The 11,682-nt window shown below is 69.0% G+C and carries 14 protein-coding genes; 2 read left to right on the top strand and 12 right to left on the bottom strand.

The window, feature by feature from the left end; genetic code table 11:
- From kdpB to AB0M87_RS09615, 7 genes are all read right to left on the bottom strand, one after another.
- Positions 1-2,106, bottom strand: a complete 2,106-nt coding sequence (gene kdpB, locus AB0M87_RS09585) for a potassium-transporting ATPase subunit KdpB (protein ID WP_365851481.1) — start codon at positions 2,104-2,106, stop codon at positions 1-3.
- A gap of 71 nt (positions 2,107-2,177) precedes the next feature.
- Entirely contained in the window at positions 2,178-3,881 is a 1,704-nt protein-coding gene (kdpA, locus tag AB0M87_RS09590; protein WP_365851345.1) for a potassium-transporting ATPase subunit KdpA, read from the bottom strand.
- A 6-nt stretch (positions 3,882-3,887) separates the two neighbouring features.
- Positions 3,888-3,977, bottom strand: a complete 90-nt coding sequence (gene kdpF / locus AB0M87_RS09595) for a K(+)-transporting ATPase subunit F (RefSeq protein WP_365851346.1) — start codon at positions 3,975-3,977, stop codon at positions 3,888-3,890.
- Positions 3,974-4,144, bottom strand: a complete 171-nt coding sequence (locus AB0M87_RS09600; RefSeq protein WP_365851347.1) for a hypothetical protein — start codon at positions 4,142-4,144, stop codon at positions 3,974-3,976. Before AB0M87_RS09600 ends, kdpF begins: the two co-directional genes overlap by 4 nt.
- Before the next feature lie 139 nt (positions 4,145-4,283).
- A complete protein-coding gene (locus tag AB0M87_RS09605) occupies positions 4,284-5,048 on the bottom strand; it encodes a DUF3710 domain-containing protein (protein ID WP_365851348.1) in 765 nt (254 codons plus the stop codon).
- A 1-nt stretch (position 5,049) separates the two neighbouring features.
- Positions 5,050-5,565, bottom strand: a complete 516-nt coding sequence (gene dut / locus AB0M87_RS09610) for a dUTP diphosphatase (protein ID WP_365851349.1) — start codon at positions 5,563-5,565, stop codon at positions 5,050-5,052.
- Positions 5,562-6,146: a PaaI family thioesterase gene (locus AB0M87_RS09615; RefSeq protein WP_365851350.1), complete on the bottom strand. Its 585-nt coding sequence runs from the start codon at positions 6,144-6,146 to the stop codon at positions 5,562-5,564. The genes dut and AB0M87_RS09615 overlap by 4 nt, the downstream gene beginning before the upstream one ends.
- Before the next feature lie 58 nt (positions 6,147-6,204).
- Between AB0M87_RS09615 and AB0M87_RS09620 the strand changes: the two genes are divergently transcribed.
- The gene (locus AB0M87_RS09620; RefSeq protein ID WP_365851351.1) at positions 6,205-6,651 is read left to right on the top strand and encodes a DUF3093 domain-containing protein; all 447 of its coding nucleotides are present in this window, start codon (positions 6,205-6,207) and stop codon (positions 6,649-6,651) included.
- A 31-nt stretch (positions 6,652-6,682) separates the two neighbouring features.
- Here AB0M87_RS09620 and AB0M87_RS09625 read toward each other — a convergent pair whose 3' ends face one another.
- From AB0M87_RS09625 to AB0M87_RS09640, 4 genes are all read right to left on the bottom strand, one after another.
- Positions 6,683-7,687, bottom strand: a complete 1,005-nt coding sequence (locus AB0M87_RS09625) for a hypothetical protein (protein WP_365851352.1) — start codon at positions 7,685-7,687, stop codon at positions 6,683-6,685.
- An 11-nt stretch (positions 7,688-7,698) separates the two neighbouring features.
- Complete coding sequence (locus AB0M87_RS09630; RefSeq protein WP_164260119.1) at positions 7,699-7,995, bottom strand: DUF4193 domain-containing protein; 297 nt, start codon at positions 7,993-7,995, stop codon at positions 7,699-7,701.
- A 394-nt stretch (positions 7,996-8,389) separates the two neighbouring features.
- Positions 8,390-9,634, bottom strand: coding sequence for an ATP-binding protein (locus AB0M87_RS09635; protein WP_365851353.1), 1,245 nt, complete (start codon positions 9,632-9,634; stop codon positions 8,390-8,392).
- Between the two features lie 6 nt (positions 9,635-9,640).
- Entirely contained in the window at positions 9,641-10,294 is a 654-nt protein-coding gene (locus AB0M87_RS09640) for a response regulator transcription factor (RefSeq protein WP_365851354.1), read from the bottom strand.
- 307 nt (positions 10,295-10,601) lie between these two features.
- Here AB0M87_RS09640 and AB0M87_RS09645 point away from each other — a divergent pair, with 307 nt between their 5' ends.
- Positions 10,602-10,775, top strand: coding sequence for a hypothetical protein (locus tag AB0M87_RS09645; RefSeq protein ID WP_365851355.1), 174 nt, complete (start codon positions 10,602-10,604; stop codon positions 10,773-10,775).
- 94 nt (positions 10,776-10,869) lie between these two features.
- On the opposite strand, the gene AB0M87_RS09650 is transcribed toward AB0M87_RS09645, so the two are convergent.
- Complete coding sequence (locus AB0M87_RS09650; protein ID WP_365851482.1) at positions 10,870-11,670, bottom strand: inositol monophosphatase family protein; 801 nt, start codon at positions 11,668-11,670, stop codon at positions 10,870-10,872.
- Positions 11,671-11,682: the final 12 nt, after the last annotated feature.

Genomic DNA, 11,682 nt, shown 5'->3' on the forward strand with positions numbered 1-11,682 from the left:
TCACCCGATGCCAGGAAGAAGGGAGAGGAGCAAATCGATGATCTTGATGCCGATGAACGGTGCGATCAGACCGCCGAGTCCGTAGATCCCGAGATGGCGCCGGAGCATCTGGTCGGCGCCGGTCGGCTTGTACCGCACGCCCCGCAGCGCCAGCGGCACCAGTGCGACGATGATCAGCGCGTTGAAGATCACCGCGGAGAGGATCGCGGACTCGGGGGAGGACAGGTGCATGACGTTGAGCCTGTCCAGACCCGGATGAGCCGCCACGAACATCGCGGGGATGATCGCGAAGTACTTCGCGACGTCGTTGGCGATCGAGAAGGTCGTGAGTGCGCCCCGGGTGATCAGCAGTTGCTTGCCGATCTCCACGATCTCGATCAGCTTGGTCGGGTCGGAGTCCAGGTCCACCATGTTCCCGGCCTCCTTGGCGGCCGAGGTTCCGGTGTTCATGGCCACCCCGACGTCCGCCTGGGCCAGCGCGGGTGCGTCATTGGTCCCGTCGCCGGTCATCGCCACCAGCTTGCCGCCGGCCTGCTCGCGCTGGATCAGCGCCATCTTGTCCTCGGGGGTCGCCTCCGCGAGGAAGGCGTCGACGCCCGCCTCGCCCGCGATCGCCTTGGCGGTCAGCGGGTTGTCCCCGGTGATCATGACGGTCTTGATGCCCATGCGGCGCAGCTCGTCGAATCGCTCCCGCATGCCCGGCTTCACCACGTCCTTGAGGTGGACGACGCCCAGCACCCTGGCCCCGTGCGCGTCCTCGACCGCGACCAGCAGCGGCGTACCACCGGCCCGGGAGATGGCCTCGGTGAGCGGTAGTACGTCCGGCCCGGCCGCGCCGCCACGTTCCTCGACCCAGGCGATGACCGAGCCGCTCGCGCCCTTGCGGACCCGGCACCCGTCGACGTCCACGCCCGACATCCGGGTCCGAGCGGTGAAGGTCACCCAGTCGGCGCCCGCCTGCTCGGCCCGGGCCCGTGCACGCCGGTGGTACTTCGCCTCGGCGAGTACGACGATCGAGCGGCCCTCCGGTGTCTCGTCGGCCAGCGAGGACAGCTGCGCCGCGTCGGCCAGTTCGGCCTCCGTGACGCCGCTGACCGGTACGAACTCAGCGGCCTGCCGGTTGCCGAGGGTGATGGTGCCGGTCTTGTCCAGCAGCAACGTGGAGACATCACCGGCGGCTTCCACCGCACGGCCCGACATGGCCAGGACGTTCCGCTGCACCAGACGGTCCATGCCCGCGATACCGATCGCGGAGAGCAGCGCCCCGATCGTGGTGGGGATGAGACAGACGAGCAGAGCGGTCAGCACGATCAGCGACTGCTCGGCGCCCGCGTATCTCGCGAAGGGCTGGAGGCTGACGACCACGAGCAGGAAGACGACGGTGAGCGAGGCGAGCAGGATGTTCAGCGCGATCTCGTTGGGCGTCCTCTGCCGCGCCGCGCCCTCGACAAGCCTGATCATCCGGTCGATGAAGGTGTCCCCGGGTTCGGTCGTGATCCGCACGACGATCCGGTCGGACAGCACCTTCGTACCGCCGGTGACAGCCGAGCGGTCGCCGCCCGACTCCCTGATGACGGGGGCCGATTCACCGGTGATCGCCGACTCGTCGACCGAGGCGACGCCCTCGACGACATCGCCGTCACCGGGGATGGTGTCGCCCGCCTCGCAGACCACCAGGTCCCCGACCCGCAGACCGGTGCCGGGCACCTGCTCCTCGCCGGAGCCGGTCACTCGTCGCGCGATGGTGTCGCTCTTCGCCCTGCGGAGCGTGTCGGCCTGCGCCTTGCCGCGGCCCTCGGCGACGGCCTCCGCCAGATTGGCGAAGACCGTGGTCAGCCACAGCCAGCCGGTGATCGCCCAGCCGAACCAGTCCCCCGCGTCCCGGAGAGCCAGCACGGTGGTGAGGACCGAGCCGACCTCGACCACGAACATCACGGGTGACTTGATCATCGTCCGCGGGTCGAGCTTCCTGACCGCCTCCGGGAAGGATCTGATCAGCTGCCCCGCGTCGAACAGCCCGCTCGCGACGCGCCCTTCGGCCCCGTCACCGGTCGGCTGCGCGGTGGGCTCGTGCTGCGGTACGCGGGCCGGAGTGACGGCGGACATCGGGCCCTCCCGTCTCGGGTCGTCGTGTTGCCGGTCATCGTGTTTCGGGTCGTCCCGCTGCGGGAGTGTGGTCATGACGCCAGTCCCTCGGCGAGCGGTCCCAGCGCCAGCGCGGGGAAGTAGGTCAGGCCGGTGACGATGAGAATGCTGCCGGTCAGCAGTCCGGCGAAGAGCGGCGTGTGGGTACGGAGCGTGCCCACGGTCGCGGGCACCGACCGCTGTTCGGCGAGCGAGCCGGCCAGCGCGAGCACGAACACCATGGGCACGAAGCGGCCGAGCAGCATCGCGATTCCGATGGTGCTGTTGAACCACTGGGTGTCGGCGTTGAGCCCGGCGAAGGCCGAGCCGTTGTTGTTCGCGCCGGAGGTGTAGGCGTAGAGGATCTCGGAGAAGCCGTGCGCACCGGAGTTCGTCATCGAGTGCGCCGGGGTGGGCAGGGCCATCGCGGCTGCCGCGAAGCCGAGCACCAGCGCTGGGGTGATGAGGATGTAGCAGGCCGCGAACTTGATCTGGCGGGTGCCGATCTTCTTGCCCAGGTACTCCGGTGTACGGCCGACCATCAATCCCGCGATGAACACCGCGATGATCGCCATGATCAGCATTCCGTAGAGGCCGGAGCCGACGCCGCCGGGCGCGATCTCACCGAGCTGCATACCGAGCATCGTGATGCCACCACCGAAACCGGTGAAGGACGAGTGGACGGAGTTGACCGCTCCGGTCGAGGTGAGCGTCGTCGCCACCGAGAAGACCGACGAGCCGGCTATGCCGAAACGGTCCTCCTTGCCCTCCATGGCGCCGCCCGCGATGGTGAAAGCGGGGCCCCCGTGGTGGAACTCGGTCCACATCATCAGTGCCGTGAAGCCGATCCAGATCGTCACCATCGTGGCGAGGATGGCGTGGCCCTGCTTGACGGAGCCGACCATCCGGCCGAAGGTGCGGGTCAACGCGAACGGGATCACCAGGAGCAGGAAGATCTCCAGGAGGTTGGACCCGCCGTCGGGATTCTCGAAGGGGTGGGCGGAGTTGGCGTTGAAGTAACCGCCGCCGTTGGTGCCCAGCTCCTTGATGGCCTCCTGGGAGGCGACGGCGCCGCCGTTCCACTGCTGGCTGTGCCCGCCGGCGAACTGGCCGACCTGGTGGATTCCGGAGAAGTTCTGGATGACGCCGCAGGCGACCAGCACCAGTGCGGCGACGACGGCGATCGGGAGCAGGATGCGGACGGTGCCACGGACCAGGTCCGACCAGAAGTTGCCCAGTTCACCGGTACGGGTGGGGGTCCCCGGGCTCGAGCGAAGCCGGGAGTGGGGGATGGCGAAGGCCCGGACCAGCGCGATGGCGACAGCCATGCCCACCGCCGCCGAGACGAAGTTCTGCACCGCGAGACCACCGGTCTGCAGGACGTGGCCCATGGTCTGCTCGCCGGAGTACGACTGCCAGTTGGTGTTCGTGGCGAAGGACACGGCGGTGTTGAAGGCCTGCGCCGGGGCGATCGAGGAGAAGCCGAGCGAACCGGGGAGCGAACCCTGCAGTCGCTGCATCAAGTAGAGGAAGAGAACGCTCACCAGGGAGAAGCCGAGGACTCCGCGCAGGTAGGCCGGCCACCGCATTCCGGTGTCCGGATCCGCGCCGATGACTCGGTAGATCCACTTCTCCACCCGCAGATGCCTGCCGGAGGCGTAGACGGCGGCCATGTGGTCGCCGAGTGGGCGGTATGCCAGGCCCAGCGCCACGATCAGCGCGAGCATCTGGAGCACACCGGAGAGGACGGGGCTCATCGGGGCTCAGAACCTCTCCGGACGGACCAGGGCGACGACGAGGTATCCCAGCAGGGCAACGGCGATGAGCAGACCGACGATGTTCTCGGCAGTCACAGCTTCGCCACCCCCTTGGCGATGAGCGCCACCAGCGCGAAGACCGCGAGCGTGGTGACGACGAAGGCCACATCGGCCATCGTGAGCTCCTGAAAGAGTGCGACGGATCGGACTCTTCGAGGAAACCTCCACGCGCGGCGCCCGAGCCGTCCGTTGACGGCCCTCATACGTGAAGCGACCCGCCCTTGACGCGATCCCTACGCCCGCGGGAGCGGCCGACTACCGCCACAGCGAGAAAGCCGGTGGCCCGCACTCCCCTGCGGGAGTGCGGGCCACCGGCCTCTGATGTCGTTGCGGATCGGCGCCTCAGCGCACCTCGGTGATCTCGGGTCCGCGCTGAAGCTGGCCCATGCCACCGGAGAAGCGCGAGCCCTCCTGGTCCTCCTGCTGCACACCGTCGGGCATCATCTGGGCGTCGTCGGGGAGCTTGAGGACGATCGGATCCCGGGGGGCCATCGGCCCCTCACCGCGGACCACCACGGTGTCCCGGAAGATCTGCTCGAGCACGCCGGCAGCCTCCGGCTGCACCGCGCCCTGGCCGGAGATCACGCCGCGCAGGAACCAGCGCGGCCCGTCCACGCCGACGAAGCGCACCAGTTGCACACCATTGGTGCCGTCCGGGAGCTGCACGGGCACCTGGGCCCGCAACTCCCAGCCGAGCGGGCCCTCGACCTCGTCGATGATGCCGCCCTGCTGCGTGATGCCCGAGGCGATCTCCTCGCGTACCTCGCCCCAGATGCCTTCCTTCTTGGGAGCCGCGAAGGCCTGCAACTGGACGGCGCTGTCCCGCAACACGACGGTGGCCGCGACGATGGCGTCACCGGCGACCTCCACGCGCAGCTCCATGCCTTCGACTCCGGGCACGAAGAGGCCGCCGAGGTCCACCCGGCCCTCGCCTGCCGCACTCACCTCGGAGCTGTCCCAGGGACCGTCGGGCCGGGGGGCGGGCGGCAGGTTCGACCTGTGCGGCTCGCTCACGTCAGCCCGCTCGCTGTCGACTTCGTCGACGACCTGCTCGGCCTCGTCCGCCGTGTCCTCGGCGGAACCGCTCTTCTTGCGACGTCCGAACACGTCACTGTCCTTCCCGGTCGGATACGACCGAAGCGTATCGATTCCCACCCGTTGTGGCGCCCACAGCGGCATGGCCGCCGGTGGACCCGAAGCCCCCGCCGGCCCGTGCCGAGCCGGGAAGTTCCGCCACCTCGTGGAAGCGCACCTTCTCGACCTGCTGGACGACCAGCTGGGCAATCCGGTCGAAGCGCTCGAACCGCACGCTCTCGCGCGGGTCGAGATTGACCACGATCACCTTGATCTCCCCACGGTACCCGGCATCAATCGTCCCTGGGGCATTCACCAGGGCTACTCCGCAGCGGGCGGCCAGACCGGATCGCGGGTGCACGAAGGCCGCGTACCCGTCGGGGAGCGCCACAGACACCCCGGTGGGAAGCACCACGCGTTCGCCGGGCGCGATCTCGGCGGACTCGGTCGTCACCAGATCCACCCCCGCGTCGCCGGGGTGCCCGTATGCCGGGACCGGCACCTCGGGATCGACCCGGCGGATCAGTACGTCGACGGGGTCACGGCTCATGGGTTCACCTCGAAGGCCCTGGCGCGCTTGGTCTGGTCGGGGTCGGCCATCGCCGCCCGGATATCCTCCGGGCGTCCGTTCTCGGTGAAGTGATCGACCTTGACCTCGATGAACAGGGCGTCGGCACGGACCGCGACCGGCCCGTCCGGGCCACCGATCCGCCCGGTCGCCCTGGAATAGATTTTACGTCCGCGTACAGCGGTCGCCTCGGCCTCCAGGTGGAGCAGAGTGCCCACCGGCACCGGCCGCACGTAGTCGGTCTCCAGCCGTCCGGTCACCGCGATCACCCGCAGCAGCCAGTTCAAGGAACCCAGCGTCTCGTCCAGCGCGGACGCCAGCACTCCGCCGTGCGCCAGGCCCGGCGCGCCCTGGTGGGCGGATTTCACGGTGAACTCGGCGGTCACCCGCACGCCCTCGCCGGCCCTCGCCTGCAGGTGCAGTCCGTGCGGCTGCCCCTCGCCACAGCCGAAGCAGTGCGCGTAGTGCGCCCCGAGAAGCTCACCGGGTGCCGGGGCATCGGGATGGCGCACCGGCGCTATGGCGTCGGCCGGGGGCGTCAGCGCTGCAGATGTTCGTGTCACAGGCGCGAACATTACCCGCGCGAACACACAGCGGCCGCACCATGCCAAGCTTGACCGCATGCAGCCCTACGAAGAACGTCTCACCGCACCCCGCGCCTGGTGGCTGATCGCCCTCCTCGTCGGCATCGCGGGTGCGCTGATCCTGCTGCCGCTCGGTACTCTGCCGATGCTCGGCGGGCTCGTCGGGGGCGCCGCGGTGGCGGGCGCCGTGGTGAGTTCGTACGGCTCGGTGCGCATCCGGGTGGTAGCGGACTCACTGGTCGCCGGCGACGCGAAGATCCCGCTGTCGGCGCTCGGGGAGGCCACGGTGCTGGATGCGGAGGAGACCATCGCCTGGCGCTCCTACAAGGCCGATCCGCGGGCCTTCATGCTGCTGCGCAGCTACGTGACGACGGCACTGCGGGTGGAGATCACCGATCCGTCCGACCCGACTCCGTACGCGTATCTCTCGACCCGCGACCCGGAGGGGCTCAAGGCCGCGCTCTCCGCGGTGCCGGCCGCCTGACCGCCCAGCGGGCCCGCCGGGCCCGGCCCCGCTAACGCTCCAGCTCTTCGGGGTGCTTCAGCGGCGGCAGCTCGGGGAGCGCGTCCCAGGTGATCTGGCGCTTGCGCATGTCCTTGCGGACCTTCTCGGCAAGTCTCCTGGTGTCGCGCCTGTTCATCGCGGCGCCGACGGCCGCACCCACCATGAACGGCATCAGGTTCGGCAGGTCCCGGATGGTGCGCTTCATGATCTGCTGGCGCATTTCCCGTTTCATCTGACCACCGAGTGCCGCGTTCACCGTGTGCGGCTTGGTGATGTCGAAACCGCGCTCCCCGGACCAGGCGTTCAGATACGCCATGGAGCGGTCCTTGATGTTCCCCGGCGGGCGCATGCCGTAGACCTCGTGCAGCTCCGCCATGAGCTTGAGCTCGATGGCGGCCACACCGATGATCTCGGCGGCGATCTCCGCGGGCATCGCGGGCGGTACCGGCAGCATCGCGGCGGCGCCGATGCTCGCGCCGACGGTGGATGTCGCGTTGGCCGCGCCGAAGACGAGTTTGTCGGCGATCTGCTCCGGGCCGAGGCCCGGGAACTGCCTGCGCAGCGTCGCCAGATCGCGGACCGGGATTCTGGGCGCGGCATCGATGATGCGGTCGGCGATGTAGGCGAGTCCTGCCTTCGCGCCGGCGCTGCCCTTGTGTATTCCGTGGTGCATCCCGTGCTTCAGGGCGTCCAGGCGGCGGCTCCTGGTCAGGGGGCCGGCCTGCACGCCCTGCTCTGCGACCTCCGGTACCAGGACTTCTCGTGCTGCTGCATTGAAAGGTTCCGCAGCGTCGAAAGCCTCCGCTGCGTCGAGCGAGGCCGGCCGGCCTCGCTCGTCGTCACGTGCGCTTCCGCTCGGCGCGCTCTCCCCGTGGTCGTCGACCCCCGGCAGCCGGAGGGCGCAAGGCTCCGAGGAAGGCGCCTGGGCGCCTTCTGCAGAGCCTGTGCCGCCCTGTGGGGCCTCCGGGGAACCCTGCCGCCGGAAGCGCCGCTTCCGGGGTGTGGAGCCTGCCACGGTCGACCCGCTCAGTCGCAGTCGCGGCAGATGGGCTGACCGTTCTTCTCCCGCGCCAGCTGGCTGCGGTGGTGCACGAGGAAGCAGCTCATGCAGGTGAACTCGTCGGCCTGCCGGGGCAGGACCCGGACCGAGAGTTCCTCGTTGGACAGGTCTGCGCCGGGCAGCTCCAGACCCTCGGCCTGCTCGAACTCGTCGACGTCCACAGCGGCTGTCGACTTGTCGTTCCGACGAGCCTTGAGCTCCTCCAGGCTGTCCTGGTCGCTGTCGTCATCGGTCTTGCGTGGAGTGTCGTAATCCGTAGCCATGTCGCGCTCTCCCCCTCTGGGTATTTGCGGTGTCTCCAGCGCACGTAACGCGTGAGAGGCCGGACTTTGTGCCCGACCTGAGGCGGAGATTTTGCCTCACATCAAGGTCTGTTACTCAATCGACACCCAACCGGATCCCCCGGGAGAGATCGATTTGGATGGCGAACGGGACCGTACACGGTCCGTAGGTAGCACCTCACAGGCGCCACCCCGTGTACTTCCCGTGATTCACCCCCTCGGAAACCCGGGTTTTTCCCGGATTTTCGGGGATTTGGGGATCACGGAGAGTAGGGGTCCCGAAACCCTGCCCTGTGACGGATCGCACATATGTTTCTCGGGAACGATCCTCGAAAATTCCGCGCAAAGCGAACATCCGAACGCTTCGAGCCGTTACTCAGACCGGCAACGTGACACGCATCACGAGGCCACCCCCCTCGCGGGGCTCCGCGATGATACGGCCCCCGTGGGCCCGCGCGACGGAGCGAGCGATGGACAGCCCGAGGCCGACCCCCTTGTCGCTGCCGGTCCGCTCGGTGCGCAGCCGGCGGAACGGCTCGAAGAGGTTGTCGATCTCGTAGGCCGGGACCACCGGTCCGGTGTTGGACACCGTCAGAAGGGCGTAGCCGGACTGCAGCTCGGTGGTGACCTCCACCCACCCCTCCTCCCGGATGTTGTAACGCACGGCGTTCTGCACCAGGTTGAGGGCGATCCGCTCCAGCAGCACACCATTGCCCTGAACGACGGCGGGCGCCTGCTCCCCGCGGATCTGCACGTCCTTCGCCTCGGCCTCCGCAAGTGTCTGATCGATGGCGCGGGTCGCCACCTCGGCCAGGTCGACCGGTTTGCGTTCGACGATCTGGTTGTCGCTGCGGGCCAGCAGCAGCAGCCCCTCGACCAGCTGCTCGCTGCGCTCGTTGGTCGCCAGCAGCGTCTTGCCGAGCTCCTGCAGCTCGACGGGCGCCCCCGGGTCGGAGAGATGCACCTCGAGCAGCGTGCGGTTGATGGCGAGCGGCGTACGAAGCTCGTGCGAGGCGTTCGCGACGAAGCGCTGCTGCGCGGTGAAGGCCCGCTCCAGCCGGTCGAGCATCTCGTCGAAGGTGTCGGCGAGCTCCTTCAGCTCGTCGTCCGGCCCGTCCAGCTCGATCCGGCGGGTCAGGTCGGTGCCTGCCACCCGGCGGGCGGTACGGGTCATCCTGCCCAGGGGGGACAGCACGCGGCCCGCCATGCCGTAGCCGAACGCGAAAGCGATGATCGTCAGGCCCACCAGCGCGTAGAGCGAGCGGGTGAGCAGGTTGTCGAGCGCGTGCTGACGCTGGTCACTCATGCATGCCTTCAGCACGCTGTTCAACTGGTCGCTGTTCTGCGTCTGGCCGAGATTCGGACAGGTCGGGCTGGAGATGGACACGTTCTGCCCGGAGACCTGGAAGGCCGGGGTGCTGCTGCCGTTGTGCAGTGCCTGAGCGGCCAGCATGTAGATGATCGTGAGCAGCAGGATCCCGGCGATCAGGAACATCCCGCCGTACAGCAGCGTGAGACGGATACGGATCGTCGGACGCAGCCAGGGGAAGACCGTCTCGGCTTCTTTCGGGTCCCAGGTCGGCTTGGGTGGCGCGGTCGGTGGCGCCGGGCTGGAGGCCACCGGCGATCAGATCCGGTAACCGGAGCCCGGCACGGTCACGATGACCGGGGGCTCGCCGAGCTTGCGGCGGAGAGTCATGACGGTGACCCGGACCACATTGGTGAACGGGTCGGTGTTCTCGTCCCAGGCCTTCTCCAGCAGCTGCTCCGCGGAGACCACCGCGCCCTCGCTGCGCATCAGCACTTCGAGGACCGCGAACTCCTTGGGTGCCAGCTGGATCTCCTTGCCGTCCCTGAAGACCTCGCGGCGGTTCGGGTCGAGCTTGATGCCGGCCCGTTCCAGTACGGGGGGCAGGGCCACAGTCGTACGCCGCCCGAGAGCCCGCACCCGGGCGGTCAGCTCGCTGAAGGCGAAGGGCTTGGGCAGATAGTCGTCCGCTCCGAGCTCGAGGCCCTCCACGCGGTCGCTGACGTCACCCGAAGCGGTGAGCATCAGGATGCGGGTCGGCATGCCGAGTTCCACGATCTTGCGGCAGACGTCGTCACCGTGGATGACCGGCAGGTCACGGTCGAGGACCACGACGTCGTAGTCGTTGACCCCGATTCGTTCCAGGGCCGCGGCGCCGTCGTACACGACGTCGACGGCCATGGCCTCCCGGCGAAGTCCGGTGGCCACCGCATCGGCGAGCAGCTGCTCGTCCTCGACGACGAGTACGCGCACGTCGTTGTCCTTCCTCTGAGCCCGTGTTCAGGGCAGGTCCCGGCACAGGTGTGTGTATCCATCCTGCCCCGAACGGCTATAAACCGGCTGTAAGGCGATACCGGGCTGCGGTGCCGCGGGAGGGGTCCTTCGATTTCCGGGTCTCTTGAGGTTTCTCTGAGCTCCAGCCAGGGGAGGACGACTGCACACCCGCCGATCACCCGCCGTATGCGGCGTGCCACAGGCCGCTCCGCCGACCGGGGTGCGTGATCAATTCGATGACCCTCGGCACACCCCCGTGCCACCGACCCACGACGAGGGGGCGCACATGGACGCATTCACCGCAGGTCTGCTGCAGCGGATAAGGGCAACGGAGACCGACCTGACGCGTGCTCGTGAGACCGGCGACGACTTCCTGGCGGAGGTCGAGCAGGGCGAGTTGGACGATCTGCACCGTCTCGCGGCGGAACACGGTGTGGAAGTCCGTACCGCGGGCGTCTGAACCGTACAGCGTGCGGGGCCCCGACACCTTGGGATGGGTGCCGGGGCCTTCGCGTGTGGTCCCGGGCCGGTCCGGGCGGGGCGTGCCGCAGGGCTCAGTCGTGCCAGGCCCCGTACTGCTCGAGCAGCGTCTGCAGCGGTCCGAACACGCCGGGGGATGCCGCGACCGTCAGGTCGTCCGTGGGGGGCCCACCGGGTCGTCCGCCGGTCACCGCGCCCGCCTCCCGGGCGATCAGGCCGCCGGCCGCGCGGTCCCAGGGGTGCAGGCCCCGCTCGTAGTACCCGTCGAGCCGGCCGGCTGCCACGTCGCAGAGGTCGACCGCCGCAGAACCGCCCCGGCGGATGTCCCGCAACTGCGGGATCAGCCGCTGGGCCACCGCCGCCTGGTGAGTGCGCACCGTGGTGACGTAGTTGAAGCCCGTGGAGACCAGCGCCTGGTCGAGCGGTGGCGAGGGCCTGCACCGCAGTCGCCGGTCACCCAGATACGCCCCCGCGCCGCGCACCGCGTGGAAGGTCTCGCCGCGCATCGGGGCCGCGACCACGCCCACCACCGTCTCGCCGTGCTGCTCGGCCGCGATGGACACCGACCAAGTGGGCAGGCCGTACAGGTAGTTGACAGTGCCGTCCAGCGGATCGACGACCCAGCGGACGCCACTGCTGCCGGTCGAGCTCGTGCCCTCCTCGCCGAGGAAGCCGTCGTCCGGCCGGAAGTCGCCCAGATAGCCGGTGATCAGCTTCTCGGCGGCGATGTCCATCTCGGTGACCACATCGATGGGGCTGGACTTGGTCGCGGCCACCGCCAGGTCCGCGGGTCGCCCGTCCCGCAGCAGCGTGCCCGCGCGCCGGGCGGCCTCCTGGGCCAGTTCGAGGAGTTCGGTGTGGAGCGGGTCGGTCACGGAGTCGGTCAC

Origin of the sequence: Streptomyces sp. NPDC051320, assembly GCF_040682175.1 — a bacterium.
In the GTDB taxonomy this organism is placed as follows: Bacteria; Actinomycetota; Actinomycetes; order Streptomycetales; family Streptomycetaceae; genus Streptomyces.

Excerpts from the sequence above, each read along its gene's own strand:
- kdpB (WP_365851481.1), bottom strand. The coding sequence starts at position 2,106 with ATGTCCGCCGTCACTCCGGCCCGCGTACCGCAGCACGAGCCCACCGCG.
- kdpA (WP_365851345.1), bottom strand. The coding sequence starts at position 3,881 with ATGAGCCCCGTCCTCTCCGGTGTGCTCCAGATGCTCGCGCTGATCGTG.
- AB0M87_RS09600 (WP_365851347.1), bottom strand. The coding sequence starts at position 4,144 with ATGAGGGCCGTCAACGGACGGCTCGGGCGCCGCGCGTGGAGGTTTCCT.
- dut (WP_365851349.1), bottom strand. The coding sequence starts at position 5,565 with ATGAGCCGTGACCCCGTCGACGTACTGATCCGCCGGGTCGATCCCGAG.
- AB0M87_RS09620 (WP_365851351.1), top strand. The coding sequence starts at position 6,205 with ATGCAGCCCTACGAAGAACGTCTCACCGCACCCCGCGCCTGGTGGCTG.
- AB0M87_RS09630 (WP_164260119.1), bottom strand. The coding sequence starts at position 7,995 with ATGGCTACGGATTACGACACTCCACGCAAGACCGATGACGACAGCGAC.
- AB0M87_RS09645 (WP_365851355.1), top strand. The coding sequence starts at position 10,602 with ATGGACGCATTCACCGCAGGTCTGCTGCAGCGGATAAGGGCAACGGAG.